The organism is Pseudodesulfovibrio profundus (assembly GCF_900217235.1).
Taxonomy (GTDB): domain Bacteria; phylum Desulfobacterota; class Desulfovibrionia; order Desulfovibrionales; family Desulfovibrionaceae; genus Pseudodesulfovibrio; species Pseudodesulfovibrio profundus.
The window spans coordinates 1,551,065-1,574,907 of record NZ_LT907975.1 but is presented as its reverse complement, the minus strand read 5'-3'; the positions used below and the strand labels follow the sequence as shown (position 1 = coordinate 1,574,907).

Annotated in this window: 27 protein-coding genes and 1 other RNA gene; 24 read left to right on the top strand and 4 right to left on the bottom strand. The window is 51.9% G+C overall.

What is annotated here, in order from left to right:
- The first annotated feature begins 192 nt into the window (after positions 1–192).
- Together DPRO_RS07550 and sppA are read left to right on the top strand one after the other, a co-directional pair.
- A complete protein-coding gene (locus DPRO_RS07550) occupies positions 193–1,953 on the top strand; it encodes a 30S ribosomal protein S1 (RefSeq protein ID WP_097011492.1) in 1,761 nt (586 codons plus the stop codon).
- A gap of 12 nt (positions 1,954–1,965) precedes the next feature.
- A complete protein-coding gene (gene sppA / locus DPRO_RS07545) occupies positions 1,966–2,877 on the top strand; it encodes a signal peptide peptidase SppA (RefSeq protein ID WP_322788593.1) in 912 nt (303 codons plus the stop codon).
- Between the two features lie 56 nt (positions 2,878–2,933).
- On the opposite strand, the gene DPRO_RS07540 is transcribed toward sppA, so the two are convergent.
- The gene (locus DPRO_RS07540) at positions 2,934–3,656 is read right to left on the bottom strand and encodes a glutamine amidotransferase (RefSeq protein WP_097011491.1); all 723 of its coding nucleotides are present in this window, start codon (positions 3,654–3,656) and stop codon (positions 2,934–2,936) included.
- Positions 3,657–3,792: 136 nt separating this feature from the next.
- Between DPRO_RS07540 and DPRO_RS07535 the strand changes: the two genes are divergently transcribed.
- The 10 genes from DPRO_RS07535 (at position 3,793) to DPRO_RS07490 (ending at position 11,003) form a co-directional block, all read left to right on the top strand.
- Positions 3,793–5,166, top strand: a complete 1,374-nt coding sequence (locus DPRO_RS07535) for a M48 family metalloprotease (RefSeq protein ID WP_097011490.1) — start codon at positions 3,793–3,795, stop codon at positions 5,164–5,166.
- Between the two features lie 81 nt (positions 5,167–5,247).
- On the top strand, positions 5,248–5,754 hold the full coding sequence (locus tag DPRO_RS07530; protein WP_097011489.1) for a TlpA family protein disulfide reductase: 507 nt from the start codon (positions 5,248–5,250) through the stop codon (positions 5,752–5,754).
- On the top strand, positions 5,751–6,206 hold the full coding sequence (locus DPRO_RS07525; protein ID WP_097011488.1) for an N-acetyltransferase: 456 nt from the start codon (positions 5,751–5,753) through the stop codon (positions 6,204–6,206). Before DPRO_RS07530 ends, DPRO_RS07525 begins: the two co-directional genes overlap by 4 nt.
- Before the next feature lie 23 nt (positions 6,207–6,229).
- Positions 6,230–6,757, top strand: a complete 528-nt coding sequence (gene hpt / locus DPRO_RS07520; protein ID WP_097011487.1) for a hypoxanthine phosphoribosyltransferase — start codon at positions 6,230–6,232, stop codon at positions 6,755–6,757.
- Between the two features lie 20 nt (positions 6,758–6,777).
- Positions 6,778–8,169, top strand: a complete 1,392-nt coding sequence (locus tag DPRO_RS07515) for a DUF3426 domain-containing protein (protein WP_097011486.1) — start codon at positions 6,778–6,780, stop codon at positions 8,167–8,169.
- A 265-nt stretch (positions 8,170–8,434) separates the two neighbouring features.
- Complete coding sequence (locus DPRO_RS07510) at positions 8,435–8,725, top strand: AtpZ/AtpI family protein (protein WP_097011485.1); 291 nt, start codon at positions 8,435–8,437, stop codon at positions 8,723–8,725.
- A complete protein-coding gene (locus DPRO_RS07505; RefSeq protein WP_097011484.1) occupies positions 8,718–9,128 on the top strand; it encodes an ATP synthase subunit I in 411 nt (136 codons plus the stop codon). Before DPRO_RS07510 ends, DPRO_RS07505 begins: the two co-directional genes overlap by 8 nt.
- 20 nt (positions 9,129–9,148) lie before the next feature.
- The gene (atpB, locus tag DPRO_RS07500; RefSeq protein WP_097011483.1) at positions 9,149–9,871 is read left to right on the top strand and encodes a F0F1 ATP synthase subunit A; all 723 of its coding nucleotides are present in this window, start codon (positions 9,149–9,151) and stop codon (positions 9,869–9,871) included.
- Positions 9,872–9,947: 76 nt separating this feature from the next.
- Positions 9,948–10,253 carry an ATP synthase F0 subunit C gene (locus DPRO_RS07495; protein ID WP_097011482.1) on the top strand — a complete coding sequence of 102 codons (306 nt, stop codon included), beginning with the start codon at positions 9,948–9,950 and terminating at the stop codon, positions 10,251–10,253.
- 117 nt (positions 10,254–10,370) lie between these two features.
- Complete coding sequence (locus DPRO_RS07490; RefSeq protein WP_097011481.1) at positions 10,371–11,003, top strand: redox-sensing transcriptional repressor Rex; 633 nt, start codon at positions 10,371–10,373, stop codon at positions 11,001–11,003.
- 253 nt (positions 11,004–11,256) lie between these two features.
- Here the strand turns inward: DPRO_RS07490 and DPRO_RS07485 are convergent, their stop codons facing one another.
- Positions 11,257–11,943: a response regulator gene (locus DPRO_RS07485; protein WP_097011480.1), complete on the bottom strand. Its 687-nt coding sequence runs from the start codon at positions 11,941–11,943 to the stop codon at positions 11,257–11,259.
- Positions 11,944–12,249: 306 nt separating this feature from the next.
- On the opposite strand from DPRO_RS07485, the gene DPRO_RS07480 reads away from it, so the two are divergent.
- The 4 genes from DPRO_RS07480 to hisG all read left to right on the top strand — a co-directional run bounded on the left by DPRO_RS07480 (position 12,250) and on the right by hisG (position 15,093).
- On the top strand, positions 12,250–12,411 hold the full coding sequence (locus tag DPRO_RS07480) for a hypothetical protein (protein WP_232005741.1): 162 nt from the start codon (positions 12,250–12,252) through the stop codon (positions 12,409–12,411).
- A gap of 169 nt (positions 12,412–12,580) precedes the next feature.
- The gene (locus DPRO_RS07475) at positions 12,581–13,507 is read left to right on the top strand and encodes an NAD-dependent epimerase/dehydratase family protein (protein WP_097011478.1); all 927 of its coding nucleotides are present in this window, start codon (positions 12,581–12,583) and stop codon (positions 13,505–13,507) included.
- Positions 13,508–13,840: 333 nt separating this feature from the next.
- Positions 13,841–14,215 (top strand): phosphoribosyl-AMP cyclohydrolase, encoded by a 375-nt coding sequence (gene hisI / locus DPRO_RS07470; RefSeq protein ID WP_097011477.1) that lies wholly within the window; start codon positions 13,841–13,843, stop codon positions 14,213–14,215.
- Positions 14,215–15,093, top strand: a complete 879-nt coding sequence (hisG, locus tag DPRO_RS07465; protein ID WP_097011476.1) for an ATP phosphoribosyltransferase — start codon at positions 14,215–14,217, stop codon at positions 15,091–15,093. Before hisI ends, hisG begins: the two co-directional genes overlap by 1 nt.
- Before the next feature lie 80 nt (positions 15,094–15,173).
- Here hisG and DPRO_RS07460 read toward each other — a convergent pair whose 3' ends face one another.
- Both DPRO_RS07460 and DPRO_RS07455 read right to left on the bottom strand, forming a co-directional pair.
- The gene (locus tag DPRO_RS07460; protein WP_097013674.1) at positions 15,174–15,839 is read right to left on the bottom strand and encodes a 16S rRNA (guanine(527)-N(7))-methyltransferase RsmG; all 666 of its coding nucleotides are present in this window, start codon (positions 15,837–15,839) and stop codon (positions 15,174–15,176) included.
- A gap of 237 nt (positions 15,840–16,076) precedes the next feature.
- On the bottom strand, positions 16,077–17,549 hold the full coding sequence (locus tag DPRO_RS07455) for a PP2C family protein-serine/threonine phosphatase (protein WP_097011475.1): 1,473 nt from the start codon (positions 17,547–17,549) through the stop codon (positions 16,077–16,079).
- 194 nt (positions 17,550–17,743) lie between these two features.
- Between DPRO_RS07455 and DPRO_RS07450 the strand changes: the two genes are divergently transcribed.
- The 8 genes from DPRO_RS07450 (at position 17,744) to rny (ending at position 23,552) form a co-directional block, all read left to right on the top strand.
- Entirely contained in the window at positions 17,744–18,352 is a 609-nt protein-coding gene (locus DPRO_RS07450) for a hypothetical protein (protein WP_157917395.1), read from the top strand.
- Between the two features lies 1 nt (position 18,353).
- Positions 18,354–19,265, top strand: coding sequence for a hypothetical protein (locus DPRO_RS07445; RefSeq protein ID WP_097011473.1), 912 nt, complete (start codon positions 18,354–18,356; stop codon positions 19,263–19,265).
- The gene (locus DPRO_RS07440) at positions 19,252–19,632 is read left to right on the top strand and encodes a PqqD family protein (RefSeq protein ID WP_097011472.1); all 381 of its coding nucleotides are present in this window, start codon (positions 19,252–19,254) and stop codon (positions 19,630–19,632) included. The genes DPRO_RS07445 and DPRO_RS07440 overlap by 14 nt, the downstream gene beginning before the upstream one ends.
- 103 nt (positions 19,633–19,735) lie before the next feature.
- Positions 19,736–21,115, top strand: coding sequence for a bifunctional UDP-N-acetylglucosamine diphosphorylase/glucosamine-1-phosphate N-acetyltransferase GlmU (glmU, locus tag DPRO_RS07435; protein ID WP_097011471.1), 1,380 nt, complete (start codon positions 19,736–19,738; stop codon positions 21,113–21,115).
- Positions 21,116–21,146: 31 nt separating this feature from the next.
- Positions 21,147–21,323 (top strand): cell division protein ZapB, encoded by a 177-nt coding sequence (zapB, locus tag DPRO_RS20300; protein ID WP_173806763.1) that lies wholly within the window; start codon positions 21,147–21,149, stop codon positions 21,321–21,323.
- Between the two features lie 12 nt (positions 21,324–21,335).
- A complete protein-coding gene (locus DPRO_RS07430) occupies positions 21,336–21,590 on the top strand; it encodes a cell division protein ZapA (protein WP_097011470.1) in 255 nt (84 codons plus the stop codon).
- 40 nt (positions 21,591–21,630) lie between these two features.
- A non-coding RNA gene (gene ssrS, locus DPRO_RS07425) (6S RNA) lies at positions 21,631–21,816 on the top strand.
- A 179-nt stretch (positions 21,817–21,995) separates the two neighbouring features.
- Positions 21,996–23,552 (top strand): ribonuclease Y, encoded by a 1,557-nt coding sequence (gene rny / locus DPRO_RS07420; RefSeq protein WP_097011469.1) that lies wholly within the window; start codon positions 21,996–21,998, stop codon positions 23,550–23,552.
- Positions 23,553–23,843 lie beyond the last annotated feature (291 nt).

The following is a 23,843-nucleotide window of genomic DNA, read 5'->3' as shown; positions in this document are numbered from 1 at the left end:
TGACAGCCGTAACTGACCAAAAAGGTTGGGTATCCTTAAAGATGGCGCAAAGACGTCGGAAGCGGCTTACGCCGACCGCATAGCCTGGGGCTCGACTGCCTCGGAACGACCCACCCCGGGGAATGCTGGTACCGATGTTTTACGATATAACGCAAAAATACTTTGTCCGAGGTTCCGTTGTGGAGGTAACCCATGGAAAAAACTGTTGAAGCACCTGAAATGGAAATGAACTTTGCCGATGCTCTTGATGAGTATCTGAATTCCGATTTCGGTGATCTGGACGAAGGCACCATCGTAGCTGGTGAAGTCGTCAAAGTTGATAAGGACTATGTCCTCGTCGACGTGAATTTCAAGTCCGAAGGCCAGATTCCGGTGTCCGAGTTCACCGAGCCTGATGGCACCGTCACTGTCTCCGTTGGAGAGAAGGTCGATGTCTTTGTTGCTCGCAAGAACGAAGCCGAAGGCACCATCTACCTGTCTCGCGACAAGGCCAAGCGGATGCAGCTGTTCGACAAGCTGGAAGAAGTGCAGGAAAAAGACGGCGAAGTCGTCGGTCGCATCATCCGTCGGATCAAGGGCGGTTACACCGTCGATCTGGGCGGCGTTGAAGCATTCCTGCCCGGTTCTCATGTTGATCTGCGCCCGGTCCCTGATATGGACGCTCTGGTTAACCAGGAGTTCGATTTCAAGATCCTCAAGATCAACCGTCGCCGTTCCAACGTCATCGTTTCCCGTCGCGTCCTCCTCGAGGAAATGCGCAGCGAACAGCGTGATAAACTGCTCGGCACCCTGGAAGATGGTCAGGTTGTTACCGGTAAGGTCAAGAACATCACCGAATACGGTGTGTTCATCGATCTCGGTGGCCTCGACGGTCTCCTCCACATCACTGACATGTCCTGGAAGCGCATCAAGCATCCTAAAGAAATGGTCAACCTCGGTGATGATCTGGAACTCAAGATTCTCTCCTTCGATCGCGAAGCACAGAAGGTCTCTCTTGGCCTGAAGCAGCTCGTACCCGATCCGTGGGAAAATATCGCTGAGAAATACCCCCAGGATTCCCGCTTCACCGGCACCATCACCAACCTGGCTGATTACGGTGCATTCGTTGAGCTGGAAAACGGTGTTGAAGGTCTGGTTCACATCTCCGAGATGTCCTGGACCCGTAAGCTGCGCCACCCCTCTCAGATGGTCAAGGTCGGTGACGAAGTTGAAGTCATCGTTCTGGGCGTCGATCAGGAGAAGAAGCGCATCTCTCTCGGCATGAAACAGATCTCCCCGAACCCGTGGGATGTCGTGGCCGAGAAGTACCCCGAGGGCACCGTCCTTGAGGGCGCTATCAAGAATATCACCGAATTCGGCGTCTTCATCGGTATCGAAGAAGGCATCGACGGTCTCATCCACGTGTCCGACATCTCCTGGACCAAGAAGATTCGCCACCCTTCCGAGGTTTACAAGGTCGGCGATACCGTTCAGGCCAAAGTCCTCACCGTGGACAAGGAAAACGAGAAGTTCACCCTCGGCGTGAAGCAGCTCACCGAAGATCCTTGGACCCAGGTTCCGGGCAAGTACCCCGTTGGTCAGATGATCACCGGTACTGTCACCAACATCACCGACTTCGGTCTGTTTGTTGAAGTGGAAGAAGGCATCGAAGGTCTGGTTCACGTTTCCGAAATCAGCCGCAAGAAGGTCAAGTCTCCCTCTGAAATGTTCAAGGAAGGCGACTCCATCGAAGCCAAGGTCATCCACGTTTCCGCTGACGAGCGTCGCCTCGGTCTGTCCATTAAGCAGACCAAGGAAGAGCCCGCAGGCGGCGGACGTAAGCCGAAGTCCTTCGGTGGTTCCTCCTCTGGCGATATCGCTGGTTCCACCCTGGGCGACCTGCTCCGTGAAAAGCTCGAAGAAGCTGCTGGCGACATCCCCACCGATGAGCCTGCTGGCGACGAAGAAGCCTAAGCGAGCAACAGCATGATGCGCATGGAAGACAGCCGTCCTCGGTTCTCCCAGCGCCACCCCCTTATGTTTGGGGTGCTCATGATTACTATGGCCGTGATCCTCTTTTTGGGGGTCACGGCCTTTGTTCGCGCTATGGGCTGGACCAGTGGGAACTTCGCCTTGGGCAAGGACTCATTGGGCGTTGTGCACATTGAAGGGATGATCATGGACTCCACGGATGTGGTGGACTGGATCAACACCCTGCGGCGCGATGAAGATGTCAAAGGCGTGTTGCTGCGGGTCAATTCCCCTGGCGGTGCCATCGCTCCCTCACAGGAAATTTATGAAGCCGTTAAGATGCTTGCAGCAGAAAAGCCTGTTGTCGCATCTTACGCAACCGTCGCAGCTAGCGGCGGGTATTATGCTTCGGTTCCATCGCAAATCATTGTTGCCAATCCCGGTTCCATCACGGCATCCATTGGCGTTATGGCCGAATTCATTACGGTCACGGAAGCGCTGTCCAAGCTCGGTATCAAGCCGGAAGTGCTGACCACCGGCAAGTACAAGGCGGCAGGGACGCCCATCCGTGAATTGACGGATGAACAACGCGAGCAGTTGCTTGGGATGATGCTCGACATGCACGATCAGTTCGTGACTGACGTGGCCGAAGCCCGTGGCATGGAGCGTGCCCGCATTGAGGAAGTCGCGGACGGAAGGGCGGTCACAGGGCGTCAGGCCCTTGCGCTTGGTCTGGTCGATCTACTGGGTTCCAAGCAGGTGGCTTTTGATAAGCTCAAGACCATGTGCGGCATAGAAGGCACGGCCATCCTCGTTGAAGGCCCCATCCATGAAAAGACATTCATGGAAGAAGTGCTTGGCTCAATCCAAATCGATATATCCGGCCTGACCAACTCCGTTGGTAGCTGGTCCTTCTCCTACAAATAATCTCGCCATTATCCATCCTCCACTTGAGTGGAACGGGATGCGTGTGTTGTGAACCGTTAGCGGCTCAGGCTACGACAGTAGGCTGTGAATGTGCAAAGCAGGCTCGCGGCATCGTGTGTTTGAGTCACATTGCTGAGCAAAAGGGATGGGTCTCCGCCGTTCTTCAGTATGGCTTGCGCTTGTTCGGCTACATATAAGCGCATGGCTTCAGCATCGAACTCCGGGTGAAACTGGACTCCCCAGATGTGTTTACCGATACGAAAGGCGTGGTGCGGTTCGTGCTTGTTGTGTGCAAGAATGACGGCATCGTCGGGCAGAGTCAGGGCTGATTGAAAGTGGGTAGTGTGTGCAGGAAAAGTGTCGGGCAGCGTGCTGAAAAGCGGATCGTTGGCGGCTTGGTCTGTCTTGTGAATCTGCATGGTGCCGATTTCAGGCCCTTGGGGGTGTGGCCCGACCTTGCCGCCCAATGCGTCAGCTACCAGTTGATGACCAAAGCATATTCCGAGAATAGGTACATCATGTGAAGCCGCATCACGAATCCAACCCTTCACTGAAGTGAGGTAGGGCAGGCTGTCATCCGTAACCATGTCATGTGATCCGGTGATGACGCACCCGGAAAAATCCCAGGATGAGGGCAATTTCTCCCCATTTTTTACGTCGCTGCATACCCATTCATCGGCCCCTATCCCCATATTCCGGGCAGTCCAGTCTTGGAAGTCTCCATGCTTTTGGGCATACTGGGGAAAGGTACCGCCGGTGCGTATTACAAGATATTTCATGTCATGAACCTACAAAAATGTATGTAAATTGAGTTAGTTCAATTACAAATTTTGCGCCTGAGTTGAGCAGATGTCAATAGTCGTGCCCCTTGGGTGTTGAAATGGGTATAGAGTAGTCAGAAACAACGGAGTTACAATGCCTTCCATAAAAAATATTCGCCAATGGAGCCGACGGGAGTTTATTCAGGCTGGTGGCATGACGGCTATGGGTATTGCACTGGGCGCTTGCGCTAAAAATCCTGTGACAGGACAAAGTCAGTTCATGCTGGTTTCCAAAGAGCAGGAAATATCCATGGATAAGGAAGCGTCACCACATCAACTGTCTGCCGACTACGGTCCGACGCAGGACGCTCAGCTCAATGAATACGTATCAGGGATCGGACATACGCTGTCCAACAACAGTCATCGTCCCGATATGCCCTACAATTATCAGGTAGTGAACGCCAATTACATCAATGCGTACGCTTTTCCTGGCGGCACCATTGCCTGTACGCGTGCCATCATGTTGGAGATGGATAATGAAGCCGAACTGGCTGGCCTGCTTGGGCATGAAATAGGTCATGTCAATGCCAGGCACACCTCTTCGCGCATGAGCAGCCAGATGATGGTCGGTGCCGTGGCAGGCATCGGTGGCGCTGTTGTCGGCGCAACCCTGGGCGGTGAATGGGGTGCTCTGGCCGGAGGCTTGGGTGGAATCGGGGCAGGTGTCCTTCTCGCCAAGTATAGCCGTGACGATGAGCGCCAGGCCGATGCGCTGGGCATGGAATACATGACTCGCGCCGGATATAATCCCGATGGAATGGTTGGTCTCATGGACATGCTCAATGAGCAGCATGATCGTGAACCGAGCGCATTGGAAGTGATGTTCTCCACTCACCCCATGAGCAGCGAGCGGTTGCAGACCGCACGCAAGCGTGCTTACACCGAATATATGGGCGCAAGTGAATATTCCCTTTACCGTGAACGATACATGGATAATACGGCTTCGTTGCGCAAGTTGGCGCCGGCGATCAAGGAATTGCAGGATGCCGAAAAGTTGCTTGGTCAGAAAAAGTATGACGCTGCTGAGGAAAAGTGCGCGGCAGCTCTTCAAATTGCTCCGGACGATTATGCCGGATTGCTGACCATGACCAAATGTCAGATAGCGAAGGAAAATTACGAAAAGGCGCAACCGTACGCCCAACACGCCAAGGATGTGTATCCGGGTGAAGCGCAGGCTCTCCAGCTTAATGGTCTCCTGCTGTTGCATTCCAAGCAATATGCATCGGCATACGAGAATTTTGATGCATATGAACAGAGTATGCCCGGCAATCCGTATACCGCTTTTTACAAGGGATATACGAGTGAAGGGATGGGAAATCGGGATCAGGCAGCACAGAATTACCTGCGATTTCTGAAACAGGTCAACAAGGGCGATCAGGCGAAACACGCCTATTACAAGCTTGTTGATTGGGGATACATCAAAGGTGAAGCTTCGCCGGTGGAGAATCCTCTTGCCGGACTGGCCTGATGCATTGCGGTCATCGGTTTGGGCGCTTTTGTTTGAATAGTTTATCTGTTAGTGTGAATAAATCATCTTATGAGGTGTAATATGAATATGTTACAACGGTTTATAGTTGTGTTGGCCATGAGTTTCGTTCTGGTCGCCTGTTCAGGTGGCAGTCAGGCTGATGGAGAAGGCAGTGGTGCTGCTCAGGATGGGTTCCCCAAAATGGGACTGGCTGAGCTGGATGCCTATCTTGCCGCCAACAAGGGCAAGCCGACAGCATTAATGTTCTGGACCACTTGGTGTCCTTCCTGTAAGCAGGCAATTCCCGAGATGGAAAAGCTGGCTAAGTCCCATGGCGATTCCGTGAATGTAATCACTGTCTCGCTGGACGAAAACGTCAGCGCTTTGGAAAGCTACTACGCTAACAAAGAGAAGGTATTGCCCGTATACCACGGCAACGAGGCCATTGCTCAGCGGTTTGGTGTTCAGGCCATCCCGACCCTGGTTCTGTTTGACACAGAGGGCAATTCGGTTTTTGCCAAGCCCGGCGTATACCCGCACGAAATGCTCACGAAGATGGCCGAAAAGATGATGGCAGGACAAAAGTGATTCGGAAGGCAAGAATAGATGACGTCAAGGCCATACACAGCCTGCTTCTTCTTACGAAGGAGCATGATGGGCTGGTGTTGCCGCGTTCGTTCAGTCAGTTGTATTCTCACCTCAGAGACTTTTTTGTAGTCGTTGAGGGTGATGAGGTTATAGGGTGTTGCGCCCTGAACATCATATGGGACAACCTTGCAGAGATCCGTTCTCTTGTGGTCTTGCCGGAGCATCGAGGAAAAAAACTCGGTCGCAAGCTCGTTGAGGCATGTCTTAGCGAAGCCGTGACCCTGGGCATATACGAGGTATATACCCTGACCGAGCAGACAGGCTTTTTTGCCCACCTGGGCTTTGTCGAAGAGGGGATGGAGAAACTCAATCAAAAAGTGTTCATCGATTGCATGAACTGTCCCCGATTCCCAGACCACTGTAACGAAGTGGCAATGGTACTCAACCTTTAACCGAGACACTCTGGTGTACGAAGATGGGACATAAACTCACCCCTTTCATTACTGCCGAACAGATCGCGGAACGCGTCGAATCTCTCGGCAAGGAAATAACCACAAGCTATGACGGCGACGAGCCGTTGGTTTGTATTTGCGTCCTCAAAGGCGCTTTTCTCTTTTTCTCTGATATCATTCGTAAAATCGATCGCGACATCGAAGTGGATTTTGTCCGTCTTGCCAGCTACGGCACGGCGACATCCCGCGGTGATGACATCGTTTTCTCCAAGGATCTGGAGATATCCATCGAAGACAAGGATGTGCTGGTCATCGAAGATATCGTCGATACCGGCCACTCCATGGACTTTCTTTTGAATGTTTTGAGGATGAGAAAGCCGAAGAGTTTGAAAATCTGCTCACTTATTGATAAGCATGAGCGACGAGAAAAGCAGATCACTGTTGATTTCTCGGGGTTCAAGCTCGAAGATGGGTTCATCGTCGGGTACGGCCTGGACTATGCAGAGCGCTATAGAGAGCTTGATGGAATTTACGAATTGTCCACAGAATAAGGATAATTGGAGATAGCTGTATGATCGTCACCTGCCCAAACTGCACCACAAGGTACAATCTCCCCGACGACAAAGTGCCGCCGGGCGGAGCCAAGGTCAAATGCTCCAAATGCGCCCACGTCTTCAAGGCCGGTCTGCCGCCGGCATCACCTGAAGAAGAAGTGGAAAGCCTGTTGGAGAATGACTCTCCAGCTCCGGAAGCCGGGGCCGGTGATGATTTTGACGCTACATTCGATGAAGTCGCGGCCGGACAATCCCCGGCAGGTGACGAAGAAATCCCCCAATCCACAGATAGCGACGAAGACCAAGCTGACGACGCTGCGGCTGAAGACGAGTTGGGTGGCCTCCCGGATGATATGTTCGAAGAGGACACACCTGAGCCGGAAGCAGACGCTGTTGAAGAGGCTATGGGGGCTGTTGAAGAGGAGTTCGGACCGGAGACCACCGAATCCGATGCCTCTGATGATATGCCCGGTGTCGATGATCTTTTCGATGACGTGGATGATCGCCCCGAACCCGAAGAAGGCCCTGCTCCCACGGGGATAGATGAAGAAGCCGCAGAGAATGTGGATTCACTGTTCGGTGATGACGACGAACTCTTTGACGACGACGAATCCGAAGATGCATTCGATGATGAGTTGGAAGAAGAGAGCGATGACGTATCGGATGATTTGGAAGACGATGAATCCGACCTGTTCCTCAAGAAGCCGACGTCCGATGAAGACCTGGATTCCTCGTTGACGGATGAAAAGGAAGAGGATGAGCCTATTCTTCCGGGCGAGACTGACTTCGAGCTGGACAAGCAGTTCGATGAGAAGCCTGAGAAGAAGAAAAGCAGCAAATCAATGGGATGTCTTATCATCCTGGTCGTGACTCTTCTCTGCTTGGGTGGCGGCGTCTACTGGGCCATGACCAGTATGGATATCGGTCAATATCTCAAGAATGTTCCGTACGTCGGCAAGATGTTCATGGAAGAGACCGGTGGTGATGAACCTGCTGCGCCTGGTGAATCTCCAGAAGACCGCGTCCGAAACATCGAACTCAAGAATGTTCGACAGTACTACGTGGCTAACGAGAAGACAGGCAATCTCTTCATCGTGGACGGCAAAGCGGTAAATAAATTTTCCGAGCCGAAAGAGCGCATTAAGGTCGAAGTTGTATTGTATGATGCCAGTGGCAACGTGCTGACCTCCCAGGCCTTCCTGTGCGGCAACGTGCTTTCCCAATTCCAGTTGCAGGTTCAGACCCGCAAGGAAATTGAGGAAGGATTGGCCAGCGATGTTGGTATCCTTTCCAACAATATGTTCCTCAGGCCGGGGTCATCCACGCCGTTCATGGCCGTGTTCTTCGACCCGCCTAGCAACGTCAAGGAATTCCTGGTCAAGGTCGTTGACGTCAGCGATCCCGAGTAGTAAAAATACTCTTGTGAGCGCATGTTCAAAGGGGGGCGTTTTCTCGCCTCCCTTTTTCTTTTCCGATTAGCGCAATTCCAATAATGGCGGGCGTTTCTGCCCATCGGAAAACTTTGGGAAAAAAAGCACGAATATGACAGAAACGCATTGACGAGAAAACACTCAGTGTGTTACTTCTCCTCCACTTGTGAAGGATTGCACTAATTGCTGTGTTCGCCAGTGGATTCCCGGAGCTGGTAATCAAAATCTTCACGAGGGTGTGACTATGTTCTTTTCAAGTGATGGACGTTGGAAAAATATCGTGCAGGTCGGTGGAACCGCCAGCACGATGGGGCTACACATTGTGTCAGCCATCATCGTCGGTTTGACTTTGGGGTATTTTCTGGACGATTACTTCGGTACCAAGCCGTATCTGATCATGATCTTCTTTGTGCTAGGGGTCATGGCTGGGTTTAAAATGGTTTGGGAAGATTTCAGAAAATTGCAACGACGTCAGGAAGGACAGCAACACGGTTCTTTGAAACAGGAAGGTGAAAAGAGTGCTGGAGATGATTAATCGGAAAATTGAACCCCTCCTTGTGAAGATGGGGTTTGATCAGACTGATACGCGTATCATCATCCGCAATCAGATTTACGTATCGCTGGGGACCTCTCTAGTGATCGTGCTGGTAACATTGTTTTCCCGGTGGTCCTTTGCTTTTTCGGCAGGAGCGTTACTCGCTCTCGTCAATTTCTGGGCGCTCGCCCGCATAGTCCAGAGTATTGTGCACGAGCCGAAGGGCGGACCATTCAAACTGTTTGTAATATTCATGGTGAAGATGACTCTGAGCGGGCTGGCCCTGTATTGGTTGCTAGGAGTCGAACGTGTTCCCCACTGGGGGTTGATTTCAGGTATCGGCACCGTTCCGCTTAATCTTACGGTGACAGGCCTGATGCTGATGGGGAACAAAAAGGCCTAGATTTTTAAGGAGGCTTGGATATGGGTTTCGCAGGCGGACTTCCGCATCCTCTTCTGTACGCTGACATGGTCAAATCCATCGGGCACTGGGGTGCCAGCATGGAACAGGCTCTTGGCGTCGCATCAATCAACCACGTGCTGTACATGTGGTTGGCAATGGGTATTCTTTTCACACTCGGTTTTATTGTTCGTGGCCGATTGCAGATGGTTCCCGGCGGGTTGCAAAACCTGTTTGAGACCATTATCGGCGGTCTGGAAGACTTCACTGTCTCCAACCTCGGCCAGGAAGGCCGTCAGTTCATGCCGCTGCTGTGTACCATCTTCTTGTTCATCCTCGTGATGAACTACATCGGCCTGGTCCCAGGCTGTGATGCTCCTACCGCGAACATCAACACTCCCGCCTCCATGGCGATCATCGTGTTCCTGTTCTACAACTTCGTGGGTATCAAAAAATGGGGCGCCGGCTACATCAAGCACTTCATGGGTCCGGTCAGCTTTCTGGCTCCGCTCATGCTGATCCTTGAGCCGATCTCTCACATGGCACGTCCGCTCAGCCTGACTCTGCGTCTTTTCGGTAACATCCGCGGTGAGGAAATTGTCCTTATCCTGATGTTCTTCCTGGCGCCGATCCTGGGCTCTCTGCCGATGTACTTCCTGTTCGTTCTTGCTAAGACCATCCAGGCATTCATTTTCTTCATGCTGACGATGCTCTACCTGCAGGGTTCCATCGAACACGCTCACTAGATCGGTACGTTTCAACTTTGGGGAAATGGTCCTTGGACCAAAACAATATTAAATGATTCCATTCGGAGGATTCAAAATGAAAATCGCTAAGATTCTGTTCACCACCCTGGCTATGGTTATGGTTGCTTCCACTGCTTTCGCTGCTGGCGACGCAGGTGTCATGTCCGCTAAAGCTTACGCTACTGCAATCGGCATGGGCATCGCTGCTGGTCTCTGCGGCATCGGTCAGGGCATGGGCGTCAAGGGCGCTTGTGAAGGTATCGCTCGTAACCCCGAAGCTGGCGGACAGCTGTCCACCACCTTGATTCTCGGCCTGGCATTCATCGAGTCCCTGGCTATTTACGCTCTGGTTGTTAACCTGATCCTCCTCTTCGTCGTCTAGTTTCAGACTACCAAGAAGCTTATAGAGGGAGGCTCCGGCCTCCCTTTTTAAACCCGTAGATTGTTAAAATTTTCACATGGATGGCGTTGTTTTGACGCCTCAAGAGATTAATAAGGCATGAAAAGCGAACATATCCCAAAAGCCACCATCGGGCGCCTCGCCGTGTATATCCAGGTTCTTGAAAACCTGCTTCGTGACGGTAATGACGTTATCTCTTCTGAGAAGCTTGCTCGCGCTTGCTCGGTAAACTCGTCCCAGATTCGCAAGGACCTTGCGTATTTTGGTGAATTCGGAGTGCGTGGTGTCGGATATTATGTTCAGGAACTGATCACGTCCATCAAGCAATCACTCGGAATCGATAGAGTGTGGAAATGTGCGTTGATCGGTGTTGGAAACATGGGTACGGCTTTGCTGCGTCACCATGATTTCGAGAAGCGGGGATTCAAAATTGCCGCTGCATTCGATTGCGACCCTGACAAGATCGGGCGTGAATTTGAAAATCTCGAGATCGTATGTCCCACCCACCTGAAAGAGCAGGCTCCCGAGATGGGCCTTGAAATAGGTATCATCACCACACCACCCGACCGTGCTCAGCGCGCAGCTAACCATCTGGTTGATGCAAACATTCGTGGCATTATCAACTTTGCACCTGCCCGAATCAATGTACCCGCGCATATCCCTGTCGAATACGTCGACTTCTTTGATCACTTATACGCAATTGCATTTCAGATCACGCTAGGCAACGATTAATCGATCGCTGACATCTTTGACGGCGAGACATGGATGTGGCTCGCTGTATTTTTATGTGTTATGCTATTGATTTTGTCTATGGATAGGCGGTTTTTATTAGAACTGCCTATCTTATATGGGGGCAAGAGAATGAACTCATTTCATTTATTGAGTCATTTGGTCTAGTGAGAACCGTGGAAAGTCGAAGAAATTGGTTCAAAAAAAAGCCGTCCAAAAAAATGGGCGGCTTTTTTACTTGTAAAGTAAGTACGCATCAGGCTTTAAAGCGGTAGCCAACTCCTCGCACTGTCTCAATGAGTTTGGCGTATGGCCCCAGCTTTTGGCGCAGTCGACGAACATGGGTATCGACTGTTCGTGAGTATCCTTCAAAATGGGTATCCCATACAGTGTCCAAGAGGTTGTCGCGTGTCTGCACTTTGCCAGCGCCGGAAACCAGCACGGTCAGCAGTTTGAATTCCGTGGCTGTCAGAGGAATTTCTTCTCCGTCGACGGAAAGTCGGTGTGCTTCAAAATCAACAGACAACCCATCACGTTCCCACTGTTTGGGTGAGTCTGGCTGTGGTGAACCTGAGCGACGCAGGATCGCCTTGATGCGCAGTACCAGTTCGCGTGGCGAGAATGGTTTGACTACATAATCATCGGCTCCGAGTTCCAGCCCGACAATTTTATCGACTTCCTCGCCCTTGGCTGTGAGCATAATGACAGGGATGCGCGCAAGGCTCACGTCAGACTTCAATTGTCTGCATGTTTCCAGTCCATCCATCCCCGGCATCATGAGGTCAAGCAGTACGATGTCCGGCTTGAAGGCAGCAGCCAGATTCAGGCCGCTTTGGCCATCTTCTGCTGTGCCTACATCAAACCCAGCGGACGTCAGATTGTATTTCAGTAGCTCTCGAGTGTCTTTATGGTCTTCAATGACCAGAATTTTCTGTGCAGACACGGTAGAATCTCCTTGGTGGAATAGATTGTTACGGACTGCTATAGCCTACTGCGTGTTAAGTTCGTGTTACAGTAAGGTAACTTTATGCCAACGAAATGTCATTATTATCTAAATAATGAAAACATGATTGATTGAACCCTCTTCTGGAAAAAATCCGACATTGGTCTTTTTTGTCCCTTAAGGGATTCTTTGAAAGGTCCGATAGATTGTGTAGCCAGCCAACAACACATATTACCAGGGACGGTAGAAAATATGTATTATCACGGATTTGATAAGAAGTTTCCGTCAGGGAGCAAGTATTGGACGATGTACGATGATCAACTCATCGGCATGTTGTTTTCCAAGATCGTCAACAAAACTATGAGTGTTGAGAATGGGGAAAATGATTCGGAAGAACTCGTAGATGAGATGGTGCAAAACCTGTTCGATCTCTGTTTCTACATCAACAAGGATTTTCATGATTGCTAGATGGTTTGTTCGATCCTTTATCCATTTTGCAAAAAGCCCGGTTAATCCGGGCTTTTTGTTTGGTGAACGAAGGTAAACGTCGCGATGTTGCCAAGTTTGTATAAAGTATATAAGTAGTCCTCTCCTACAGCGACAGAGATTTCCCAAGTATCAAGGCATTGCAAATTACATGAAGCCCACTAATACATCATCCAGCATCGCGCTCATCGGCGGCTTGTCTCCTCTTGGAGAGGCTACAGCGCGTATGCTTCTTGCCGCCGGTGACGTGGATATCCTCATCACGCACAGGCCGGATTCCTCCGGTGTGCCGTTAGATGATGCTCGTGTTTCCCATATCGCCATTGATGGGCTAGACGTGCATGCCATGGCCGATAGCGTCAAGGATTGCGACACGGTTGTCTGGTTCATTCATGACCGAAGCGCGGCGCAGGGCGTCAACACCGCAGCTTTCCGAGATTTTGTTCACGGGATTAAAGGCAGTGCCGTAAGGAAGATCGTGTTCATATCTTCTGGTGGCGCCGTCTATGGCGAGCCGCTTTTGCTGCCGGTCGAAGAGACACAGATCCGCAACCCGCTTGATGACTACGGCATGGAGAAAAAGGGTATGGAAGATGTGTTGTTCGATCTCGATGATGCATCCTCCATTCAGACGGCCATTATTCGCCCCGCCAATATTTACGGGGACGAGTCGTTAACCGGTCGATCAAAAGGTGTTGTCAGCAGTTGTCTGCAATGCCTGATGAATGGCGATGTGTTGTCGGTGTTCCATAATGGTGAGACCGTGCGCGACTATGTTCATGTTGATGATGTTGCGGCAGCAACCATAGAGGCGATTCGAACAGAACTTCCCCATGTGGTTTGGAATGTCGGGTCAGAGCTGGGGTACAGCACCACGGAAGTCATCAATGCGCTCGAATCCTTTTATGGTGGATCGGGTCTGAGAACAAAATACATCCCTGTGAGTGGAGAATTCATACGAAACAGTGTGCTTTCCACTGAATCGCTTCGTTCCCAATCCTCGTGGCGAATGACGAAGGAACCCATGGACGGATTCAGGGAACTTGCGCAAAAAGCGCGTAAATTAGCTGGAATATAATGAAGAGACCGCTGACAAGGCGGTCTTTTTTTTTGATAAGTCTCTTTAGCTGTGAAAAGGGGCACTCCTTGAATGAGTAAACAGCCTTGGATCAGAACTGAACAAGTCGTCGATATTGATATATTAGCGTGGGTTGTTGCACAAAACGAACACCAAGTTCTGAGCACGGAGTAGAGACCATCAGCTTTTTCCAAAGGGTGAGCAAGGCTGGATTTGCCGCATGGCGATTGGGTTACATTGGAGTTGCAGAGTTGCGTTTGTCACGACCATCCGCTATGTATGCTCCCCGACCCAATCCCGGGTCGGAAAAATCATCTGATATGAGGTACCGCGATGATCAGACCGGATTTTGAAAAAATGGACGGACTCGTCCCTGCCATTGCACAGGACGCCGAAACCGGCGAAGTCCTGATGATGGCCTACATGAATGAAGAAGCATGGGATAAGACCCTGGAAACCGGTGAGGCCCATTACTGGAGCCGCAGCCGCAACACGTTATGGCATAAGGGCGGTACCTCGAGCCATACGCAGAAGGTGAAGTCCATCCGCATTGATTGCGACGACGACACCTTGGTGCTTCTCATCGACCAGATTGGCGGCGCAGCCTGTCACAAAGGCTATCGCTCATGTTTTTATCGTGAAATGAAGGACGGTGAGGTGACCGAATGTTCCCCGCTCGTCTTCGACCCGAAAGAGGTATATAAATAATGTCTGAACAATTTCTCCGTCTTGGTGTCCCCAAAGGTTCCCTGCAGGATGCAACTCTCAAACTGTTTGCCAAGGCAGGCTGGAAAATCAAGCTGCACAATCGCAACTACTTTCCGGATATCGACGATGATCGCATAAAATGCTCCCTTGCCCGTGCACAGGAAATGTCCATGTACGTCGAGAACGGCACCTTTGATGTCGGCCTGACCGGCATGGACTGGATCAAGGAAAACAAATCCGACGTTGTTGTGGTTGACGACCTCATCTACTCCAAGGTCTCCAATCGCAAAGCCCGCTGGGTCCTGTGCGTCAAAGGGGATTCCCCTTACAAGCGCCCTGAGGACCTTGAAGGTAAGAAAATCGCCACCGAGCTGGTCGGTTTCACCAAGGAATACTTCAAGTCCATTGGAGTCAACGTGGATGTCACCTTTTCCTGGGGTACCACCGAGGCCAAGGTTGTCGAAGACCTGTGTGATGCTGTCGTGGAGATCACCGAAACCGGCACGACCATTCGCGCCAACGGGTTGCGCATCATCGCTGAGCTGATGCAGACCAATACGCAGCTCATCGCCAACAAGGAAGCATGGGAAGATCCGAAAAAGCGCAAGCTCATTCAGGAAATCAACATGCTGTTGCAGGGTGCACTCAAGGCCGAAAAGATGGTCGGTTTGAAAATGAACCTGCCCAAGGATAAGCTCGAAGCCCTCAACGGCTCCCTGCCGTCCCTCAATTCCCCGACCGTGGCGGAACTGCAGGACCACAACTGGCTCTCGGTTGAGATCATGGTTGAAGAGACCGTTGTTCGCGACCTCATTCCTCGTCTGGTGGAATTTGGTGCAGAGGGCATCATTGAATACCCGCTGAACAAAGTCATCTAGACGGCGATTCACAAGATAGTAAAGCCGGATGATCCATATGGATCATCCGGCTTTTATTTATGTAACTGTTGGTCGGATCGTCAGGATTTAATCAGTGACCAGAAGTATCGTTCATCACGTGCTGCCGGGTAGCTGGCCACATCAGCCAACTTCCATCCATCGGGAATGTCGGAATCCGCAGGTTGCGGGTCATTTGCGAGGATGACGATAATGCCGCCATCTCTGAGCATGGGACGGGTGAAGTCGAGAAGTTTGCGCCATGGCATGAAAGCGCGGCTGAGAATGAGGTCGGCTGTTGCGCTATGCCCGGACTCGGCCAGTCGTGTGAGTGCATCTTCGGCCCGGCCATGAAAAACATGCGTGTTGGGCAGTCCCATCCGACCAAGAACGGAACGCATGAAGAGCGAACGTTTTTCCCGTACTTCCACCAGCCAGTAGACGCCATCCTGCCAGATGGAGCGAAGGGGAATGCCAGGCAAGCCAGCTCCGGCTCCGAGATCGAGTGTCAGCGGTTGGTCTTCAAGTGGAAGCCCGTCCAGAAAATCAGCAAGAAACAGCGAGTCGACGATCAGCGTGTCGAAAACCTGCTGCCACGAGGATTTGCCGACCAGATTCATCTTCCTGTTCCATTTGATGAGCTGATCGAGATAGGTGCGCAAAAAGTCAGCCTGCTCATTGTTTAGTGAGCGACCGAGCTTGCGCGCAGCGTTGATTACAGCGTCTTGTGTGATTGCTTGGGTAGCCATGGAGATGAAATAAAATGTTTCAGGACAACAATCCAGTAGAACCTCATTCATGGTGCCATAAACCTGAGCGCCCGCCTGTTGTACAGGCGGGCGCTCAGGTTTATGGAGGTGTGACGGTTGATGGTTGTCACAGAGTGTGTCAGACGGTTTTGGCTGATCGTCTTGAGTCTCTTTTATGACAAGCTTGGGTGAAAATCCTTGATCTAGGTCAAGAAATGCATCTTTTCGGGCAAAAGGCTACTTGCCCTTGATGACAACGAGCGTCACATCGTCGCGCTGGGAGCGCCTGCCTGCGAAGTGGTGAACTCTGTCTTCAAGAGCCTGCACTATGCGCTCGGCGGGTTGGTCGGCGTGTTCACGGATAACCTGCTTGATTCGAGCAGGTCCGAACATCTCGCCATCCGGACTGATTGCCTCCCATATCCCATCCGTGCCAACGAGTATGACCTGATCAGATGAAGGAAGCGAATGGTAGTTTTCGTGAAACAGCCAGTCGTCGATGACGCCGAGCGGGATGTCGTTCCCCTTGAGCTCTGTGAACGTGTCGGTTGAACGGTCGTAGAGAAGTGGCGGCTGATGGCCGGCATTAACCCAGGTCATGTGCTTGGTCACAGGATCAAGGACAATGTAAAACAGGGTCATGAAACGGCCAGTCCCCTCAACGTCCCGGGCAAGGTGCATGTTGGCGGTCCCCACGTTTTGCGCAGGCGATCCGGGTGAACTGGTGGATTGTCGGATCAGTGCGCGCCCTTCGGCCATGAGCAGGGCAGCGCCTATGCCGTGGCCGGAAACATCGCCCACCGCAACGGTCATCAATTGGCAGTCCGGACGCTCGCACTCGATATAATCGTAAAAATCACCACCGGTCTCATCGGAAAAAGAGGCTGTGCCTGCAATGTCGACGCCTTCTATGGGCAGGGGGTGCTTGGGAAGAAAATGCTGCTGCACCTCATGGGCAATGCGTAGCCCCTCGCGCATGCGCTGGCTGTCACGAAGGGAGCGGATCATCGTGTTGGTATGCCCGGCGATAACGCCCATTTCGTCACTGGTGGTCACCGGCACCTGACGGGAGAGGTCGCCGTCAGTCACGCTTTCCAGCACACTGGTCTCGTTGTCGAAAAGGATACGGAGATTGCGTGCATACGAGAAGATCAGGTTGATGATCATGAGGAGCAGGAAGCCCATCACAAAGATGATTTCAAGCAGCACGGACCGTCCAAGTTCGTCAACGGACGCTATGGTCAGATCCTGCTCGGCGAGCCAGTGAACATCGCGGATAATCACCAGTAGCATGATGCCGGTAATCAGAAGCAGGATCAGTGTTGCGACCAGCGAGAAGCGGCGCGTCAAGGGGCTGAAGCGGCTGGGTGGCTCGAAAGGTCCGCTGCCGGAAAGAGCCATGCGAATGACTTGCCGTTCGCGGGCAAGGGCAATGTCGAGAGCAGCGAACAGTCCCACAGTGAATATGCCCAGGACGAGCTTGAAACCACTTTCGAGCAGCGGGAAACTGTGCATGAACAGCAGGAGAAAAGCCATGATGATTCCTGCTGCAAAGTACAAGGCCAGTTCGACTCGGAATTGCCGGAAAGATTGTTGTATCGGTGGTGCGCATTCAACATATCGGGCTATGGCAAAAGGACGCAGCAGATAGACCCCTGCCATGGGAAGGAGAATGATGAGCCCGAGCTCCCAGACCGGGAGCTGTACCATGAGTGGTCAGACCTGGCCGCCGTACACGGCTCCGCCGAGTACGGTGAAAACGGCATATGCCAATGCGCGGAGGTCGAAAAGAGGTCGCATGCTGCTCCTGCGGGTTACTAATCTCTTTGCCAACAAGAGAATTCTCTTTTACCATAAGTGTTACGAGAAAAACCGACAAGTCTTTCAACGAGGTAGTTGCTACAATGAAAAAAATTAGCATGATCGTACTGGTGGTACTCGCTCTTATGGTTTCGACTGCGTTCGCAGGGCCGTTCCCTACGACTATTGCCGGTCTGACCCTTGGTGAGCATATGGGTAATCACCAAAAATACTGTGAAACAGGAGAAGCGACCCCTATACCGGATATGCCGTTTCTCAAGGAAGTGCATTTCATTCCTGGTGCCATTCCCGGCGTACGGGGAGGGAGCCTGACCTATGCTAATTGTGACGATGTCGATATGCTCATGCGGGTGAAGATCAAATTCCATGACCGCAGTCAGCACTTTTTTGACAAGTTGTATAAGAAATATGAGAAAGCGTATGGTAAGCCGGACAGTTATGAAGGCGATACGTTTCGTAATATCATAGCGTGGAAATGGGTCTTCACACGAGGCGATGAGCGCATGAGTATTTTGCTTATGTGGAGTAAAAAGGCTGAAATGCGCCCTGGAGTTTCCATCAAGATGACCTATGATTCTGTCATGGAAAATGAGTACCGTTGCTATATGAAGCAGCGTGACGATGAAGAGCGGCGCATGGGTAAGCATAGGAACAAGAAGGTACGTGATCTCGACGATTTCGTAGCCCGTTAAGATGAGTACTCTTTGCTGGAACGGTGTTGGTTTGACAACGCCGGAGGACTGGGAGCCGTCCGCTCTTGAGCGGGACGGCTTTGTCTTGGCCCGTGGGGACATGCCGTTATGTGAATTGAAGTGGCGGGTAGTGCATGGTTCCTTTTCTTTCAAGAAACACCTGAAACGTCTTTCCAAAGGCAACAAAGGCGCTGAGATGCGTCCGCTGCCTGAGAGTGAAACCCCGAAATCTTGGGCGCAAGCTGTTGGGAAGCTGGAGCAAACCGGTTTGCTGGCAGGGAGCTTTTTCTGGAAAGGCCCGGGCCATGATGGCATGGGCGCAATGCTCCACAATCCAGCCACGGGACTGGCTGTTCTCGCGCAGTTTTTCATTCGAGGTCAGCATGATCTGGATATCGCCTCAGAGGTGCTGTCCTCCTTTCGAGATCACACGAACGGCAAGACTGTTCCCTGGACCATGTTTGGACTGACAGCGCGGGTCCCATCCAACTTCGTCTTGGACACCTTTTCCTTTAAGCCCGGACATTATCGAGTTTCGTACTGGCTCCCTGCAACGAAGAAAGGTGAACGCCTGCCCCCGGGAAAAGGCAAGGGAGTGTCGCTTGTCTTTGATCGGTACGCTCCGGCCTCTGTTTTTCTCAAGGGCACAAGCCTTGAAGCTTGGGTGACAGACAATATGGACGGCGCTCCAAAGTCAGGAAACGGTATTGAGAGCGGGGAGAAGAAAGTCATGTGGGATGTGGTAGAGAAGACCTCTTTGCTCCGTCGGATTTTGCGGCGTGAGGTGTATAATCGAGGTCGAGTCTGGATTGTCGATGACGAGAATACTGTGCTCGGAGTGCATGCTCGTGGGAGCATTGCCGCACCCGCTGATCAATTTAACGGAATATGCGAGTCCTATGGGATTGTTTAAGAAAAAAGTTCATCCTGTCATCAGCCGTTCACAGGCCCTTGATATGGTCCCGGTGCGTAATACCGAGGTCAAAGAAACGACCATGGACGGCGGACTGCTTCGACTTTCCTATCCGTTGGCAGTGAAGCCGTGGTTTGGTCGTCTGGCCGAAAAGGTCGGCATGTGGGACAAGCGACCCATGATCAAGCAGGTGGAACTGGATGAGATGGGCACATTTGTGTGGGAACGTATTGACGGTGAGCATTCCGTTCGAAATATTGCTGAAGCGTTTGTCGAAAAGTATGGGGTGCAGCTTCGCGAGGCCGAGTTGAGCGTCACCGCATTCATCAAAACTATCGGTCAACGCGGGATTATCGGCTTGAGATAGCCGTTTCGTCTTTTTCGGGCGGGATACTTGCCCAATCCGCTTCAAACAGGTAATTTCCAGCTAGTTTGTTTCATAGAGAATTTATTGTCCGGGAGATATAGTTATGACCGACACTTCCATCGCCGCGGTTGTCCTTGCCGCTGGCAAGGGTACTCGAATGCATTCGGCCAAACCGAAAGTATTGCAGACGCTTTTGAACGAGCCCATGCTCCATTATGTATATAGCGCCCTTGATCCCATCATGCAGGACAACGTGCTGACCGTGATCGGTCACGCTGCGGATATGGTCAGAGAGGCCTTCCCGGAGAAGTGCGACTCGTTTGTGGTGCAGGAAGAGCAGCTTGGGACCGGGCATGCCTTGCAGGTCGCATGGGATGCCGTCAAGAAAACCGGAGCGCCATATTGCATGGTTATCAACGGAGATACGCCGCTGGTGACCACGGAAGCGCTCCAGCGCCTTGCCGAAGTTGCCGGTCGCTGTGATCTGGCGTTCATGACGATTACACCGCCTGAGCCTGGCTCTTTTGGGCGGATAGTGCGTGACAACAAACGCGCCATCAATGCCGTTGTTGAAGCCAAGGATTATGATGAGAGCGTCCATGGTCCGGTTTCGGGCGAAGTGAACGCCGGAATCTATCTGCTCAAGGTCGAAACCATGGAAGCGCTTCTGGATGAACTGAGGAATGAGAACGCCAGCGGTGAATACTACATCACGGACTTGGTCTCACTGGCCGTTGAAAAAGGACTGAGCGTACACGGAGTTCTGTGCGGCGATGACGTCAGCCTGATGGGTATCAACAGTCCGCGTGAACTGGTTGCAGCAGAGAATACCTTGCGCCACAAGATCGTGGAAGCATTGATAGACAAGGGCGTGCTGGTGCATAACCCCGGTACCGTTATCATCGGGCCGCAGGTGACAGTTGAGCCGGGGGTAGAGATCTTCGGTCATTGCGAAATTTACGGCGAATCAGTGGTCAAGGCCGGAGCGCGGCTTGGATCATACAACTACATCACTGATTCCGTTTTTGAGTCCGGTTGCGAAGTCAAACAGTTTTGTCACATTGAGAAGGCCGTGGTTGGATCGGGAGCCACGGTTGGCCCCTATGCGCGCTTGCGCCCGGGAGCTGAACTCAAGCGTGACGCACGGGTAGGCAACTTTGTTGAGATGAAGAAGGCAGTGCTGGGCGAAGGCGCCAAAGCAAGTCATCTGACCTATCTCGGAGACACGGACGTCGGGGCTGGAGCAAATATCGGCGCCGGTACCATCACCTGCAACTATGACGGGAAGAACAAGTTCAAGACCGTCATCGGTTCCGGGGCTTTTATTGGTTCCAATTCAGCATTGGTAGCACCTGTTTCCATCGGCAAGGATGCTCTTGTCGGAGCCGGGTCCACCATCACCAAGGATGTGCCTGACGAAGGGGCTGGAATTGCACGCGGCAAGCAGATTAATTTGAATAAACGGTTGAAAAAATCCGATTGATTTTTCACAAGCACGAGGATACATACAAGGTATGGAAATTGTTGACCGACTCGAAGAAAAATTCAACGGGTTGTTACATAAAATCAATGAGTTGAAGGAAGAAAACCAGCGCTTGAAGGAGCAGGTCGAATCCGAAAAACAGACTCGACGCGATATTGAATCTCGCATCGATACTCTTTTGGATAAGGTCCAAAGTGAACTGGAATAACAGCAGGTTGCGATGCCACGATATACGCTGAACCTGTTCGGATTAGACATCTCCTTTAAGACAGATGCGAAAAGTGAACGCATTGAAGCTGCCCAAGAGTACTTGGAAACAAAGTACGGTGAATTGACTTCCGGGGCTGGTGATCTAAGTAAGGAAAAGGCGCTAACTTTTCTTCTGCTTAGTTTGGCCGACGATTACCTCGTTTGCAAGTCACAGCTTGCGCAGCTGGAAGAGAGGATCGGAGAGATTTTGGAAAAGGCCGAATAACCCAAGCCGATGATAGGAAGGGACAGGCCTCGATAAAGATATTACCCTGGGGCGTTTGTGATCGCCCGGAGTGTTATTGAGCCAATGCTCTGAAAAAAGGGCGACGACTCCAGCGTGCTGGTGAGCAGGCCCGACTCGCATCGGGAAGCCTGAAGGTACGCGAGACATGCCCACCTGTAGATAACAGGTTCAAAACAAACAGGCGACACGGCCTCCCGGGGACTTTTCCGGACAACAACCAGTTCGGTGGAGTTATATATAATATCCAGTCTTTCATTCTCCTCCCGATATATGCGCTAAACGTACTCTTCCTTGCGCGTCTGCTTGGCATGCAGACATTACGCGTACTTGTTTGGCGTCAACAGGCCGCCCAAAGCCTGTCAACATAAACGTAAGGAGAACCCCATGTTAACCGAAATCGCCATGATCGGCGCAGGAGTAGGGGTCGGCCTCGGAGGCGGCTACCTACTGCAACGGTACATTTCAGATAAACAGATATCCGACTCCAGGGGGCTGGCGCAACGGATAGTCGAGGAAGCCAGAAAAGAGAGTGAGGCGCTGCGCAAAGAAGCGCGTCTTCAGGCTCAGGACGAAATATACTCTCAGAAGAAAGAGCTGGAGCGGGAATTCAAGGACCGCGAAGGCCAGTTGAAAAAAGAAGAAAAACGCCTCCAGTCCAAGGAAGAGCGTCTTGATGCCAAGCGCGAGAAGGCCGCGGACAAGGAAGCGCAGGCTGTCGAACTGCAGAAACAGCTCCTCAACCAGGAAAAACACCTGACCGACCTTGAGGAAGAGCTCAGCCAGAAAGCGGATGAGCACGAGCGGAAGTTGCAGGAAATTTCCGGCCTGACCGTTGAAGAAGCCCGCGAAAGCCTCATGACCGAGATCGAATCCCGTACGCGTCATGAAGCTGCCAAGATGATTCGCAATATCGAGATGGAGGCCAAGGAAAACGCCAGCAAGAAAGCCAAGGAAATCCTTTCCCTTGCCTTGCAGCGTTATGCTGGTGACTACGCTGGAGAGCAGACCGTCACCGCCGTGACCCTGCCCAGTGAAGACATGAAGGGCCGCATCATTGGTCGTGAAGGTCGCAATATCCGCGCACTGGAAGCTGCCACTGGTGTCGACCTGATCATCGACGATACTCCCGAAACAGTTGTTCTTTCGGCCTTTTCTCCGCTCAAGCGCGAGGTCGCCAAGCAGGCCCTGGAGCGTTTGATCCACGATGGCCGTATTCACCCCGCACGTATCGAAGAAATCGTACGCAAGGTGGAGTCAGAGATGGACAGCAAGCTCAAGGAAATCGGTGAGCAGGCCACTTTCGATGTCGGCGTTCACGGTATTCACCCTGAGCTGGTCAATCTCCTTGGTCGTCTTCATTACCGCACCTCCTTCTCCCAGAACGTGTTGCAGCACTCCATGGAAGTCGCCTTCCTGTGTGGCGTCATGGCTGCCGAGCTCGGATTGAACGAGAAGGAAGCCAAACGTGCCGGTCTGCTGCATGACCTTGGAAAGGCCGTTGATCATGAGATCGAAGGTCCTCACGCCATTATCGGTGCCGATATTGCCAAGAAACATGGCGAATCCAAGGACATCATTCACGCCATTGCCGCTCACCACGAAGACACGCCTCCCATGTCCATCCTTGCCAATCTGGTGCAGGCAGCTGACTCGCTGTCCGGCGCCCGTCCCGGCGCCCGTAAGGAACTGCTTGAGAATTACGTCAAGCGTCTTGAGGAACTTGAAGGGTTGGCTACGAGCTTTGACGGTGTTTCCAAGGCATACGCCATTCAGGCCGGTCGCGAGATTCGTGTCATGGTCGATTCTGAAAAGGTGGGTGACGAGAACACCTACGTCCTCTGTAAGGACATTGCTGAAAAAATTGAAAACAATATGACCTATCCCGGCCAGATCCGGGTGACCGTCATACGCGAAAAGCGTGCCGTAGGGTACGCCAAGTAGAGAATGACAAGCCCGGCTTCGAAATGAAGCCGGGCTTTTTTTTGACCAATTATTACTGCTGCACCATGAAATGGTAAATGTATCAGTTTTTGATTTGGTGAAGGTTAAAGCTTGGTGTAGGATACTGGGATACGCACCGATGTTACTTTTGCCCAATGCAACGAGCCAAGACTGAGCTGGATTCTGGGTGATCGGCCACTGGATTTGGCAGGGCTTCCACACTGCTATTTTATCGTATGTGTTGATAATTATCATGGTACAGCTTCTGATTCTATTTTAGTGTGATTTCGT

Excerpts from the sequence above, each read along its gene's own strand:
- DPRO_RS07530 (WP_097011489.1), top strand. The coding sequence starts at position 5,248 with ATGAATATGTTACAACGGTTTATAGTTGTGTTGGCCATGAGTTTCGTT.
- atpB (WP_097011483.1), top strand. The coding sequence starts at position 9,149 with ATGGGTTTCGCAGGCGGACTTCCGCATCCTCTTCTGTACGCTGACATG.
- glmU (WP_097011471.1), top strand. The coding sequence starts at position 19,736 with ATGACCGACACTTCCATCGCCGCGGTTGTCCTTGCCGCTGGCAAGGGT.
- DPRO_RS07540 (WP_097011491.1), bottom strand. The coding sequence starts at position 3,656 with ATGAAATATCTTGTAATACGCACCGGCGGTACCTTTCCCCAGTATGCC.
- DPRO_RS07515 (WP_097011486.1), top strand. The coding sequence starts at position 6,778 with ATGATCGTCACCTGCCCAAACTGCACCACAAGGTACAATCTCCCCGAC.
- rny (WP_097011469.1), top strand. The coding sequence starts at position 21,996 with ATGTTAACCGAAATCGCCATGATCGGCGCAGGAGTAGGGGTCGGCCTC.
- hisG (WP_097011476.1), top strand. The coding sequence starts at position 14,215 with ATGTCTGAACAATTTCTCCGTCTTGGTGTCCCCAAAGGTTCCCTGCAG.
- DPRO_RS07430 (WP_097011470.1), top strand. The coding sequence starts at position 21,336 with ATGCCACGATATACGCTGAACCTGTTCGGATTAGACATCTCCTTTAAG.
- DPRO_RS07510 (WP_097011485.1), top strand. The coding sequence starts at position 8,435 with ATGTTCTTTTCAAGTGATGGACGTTGGAAAAATATCGTGCAGGTCGGT.
- DPRO_RS07535 (WP_097011490.1), top strand. The coding sequence starts at position 3,793 with ATGCCTTCCATAAAAAATATTCGCCAATGGAGCCGACGGGAGTTTATT.
- DPRO_RS07495 (WP_097011482.1), top strand. The coding sequence starts at position 9,948 with ATGAAAATCGCTAAGATTCTGTTCACCACCCTGGCTATGGTTATGGTT.
- DPRO_RS07440 (WP_097011472.1), top strand. The coding sequence starts at position 19,252 with ATGGGATTGTTTAAGAAAAAAGTTCATCCTGTCATCAGCCGTTCACAG.
- zapB (WP_173806763.1), top strand. The coding sequence starts at position 21,147 with ATGGAAATTGTTGACCGACTCGAAGAAAAATTCAACGGGTTGTTACAT.
- hisI (WP_097011477.1), top strand. The coding sequence starts at position 13,841 with ATGATCAGACCGGATTTTGAAAAAATGGACGGACTCGTCCCTGCCATT.
- DPRO_RS07490 (WP_097011481.1), top strand. The coding sequence starts at position 10,371 with ATGAAAAGCGAACATATCCCAAAAGCCACCATCGGGCGCCTCGCCGTG.
- DPRO_RS07550 (WP_097011492.1), top strand. The coding sequence starts at position 193 with ATGGAAAAAACTGTTGAAGCACCTGAAATGGAAATGAACTTTGCCGAT.
- sppA (WP_322788593.1), top strand. The coding sequence starts at position 1,966 with ATGATGCGCATGGAAGACAGCCGTCCTCGGTTCTCCCAGCGCCACCCC.
- hpt (WP_097011487.1), top strand. The coding sequence starts at position 6,230 with ATGGGACATAAACTCACCCCTTTCATTACTGCCGAACAGATCGCGGAA.
- DPRO_RS07475 (WP_097011478.1), top strand. The coding sequence starts at position 12,581 with ATGAAGCCCACTAATACATCATCCAGCATCGCGCTCATCGGCGGCTTG.
- DPRO_RS07460 (WP_097013674.1), bottom strand. The coding sequence starts at position 15,839 with ATGGCTACCCAAGCAATCACACAAGACGCTGTAATCAACGCTGCGCGC.
- DPRO_RS07505 (WP_097011484.1), top strand. The coding sequence starts at position 8,718 with ATGATTAATCGGAAAATTGAACCCCTCCTTGTGAAGATGGGGTTTGAT.
- DPRO_RS07445 (WP_097011473.1), top strand. The coding sequence starts at position 18,354 with ATGAGTACTCTTTGCTGGAACGGTGTTGGTTTGACAACGCCGGAGGAC.
- DPRO_RS07480 (WP_232005741.1), top strand. The coding sequence starts at position 12,250 with ATGTACGATGATCAACTCATCGGCATGTTGTTTTCCAAGATCGTCAAC.
- DPRO_RS07455 (WP_097011475.1), bottom strand. The coding sequence starts at position 17,549 with ATGGTACAGCTCCCGGTCTGGGAGCTCGGGCTCATCATTCTCCTTCCC.
- DPRO_RS07450 (WP_157917395.1), top strand. The coding sequence starts at position 17,744 with ATGAAAAAAATTAGCATGATCGTACTGGTGGTACTCGCTCTTATGGTT.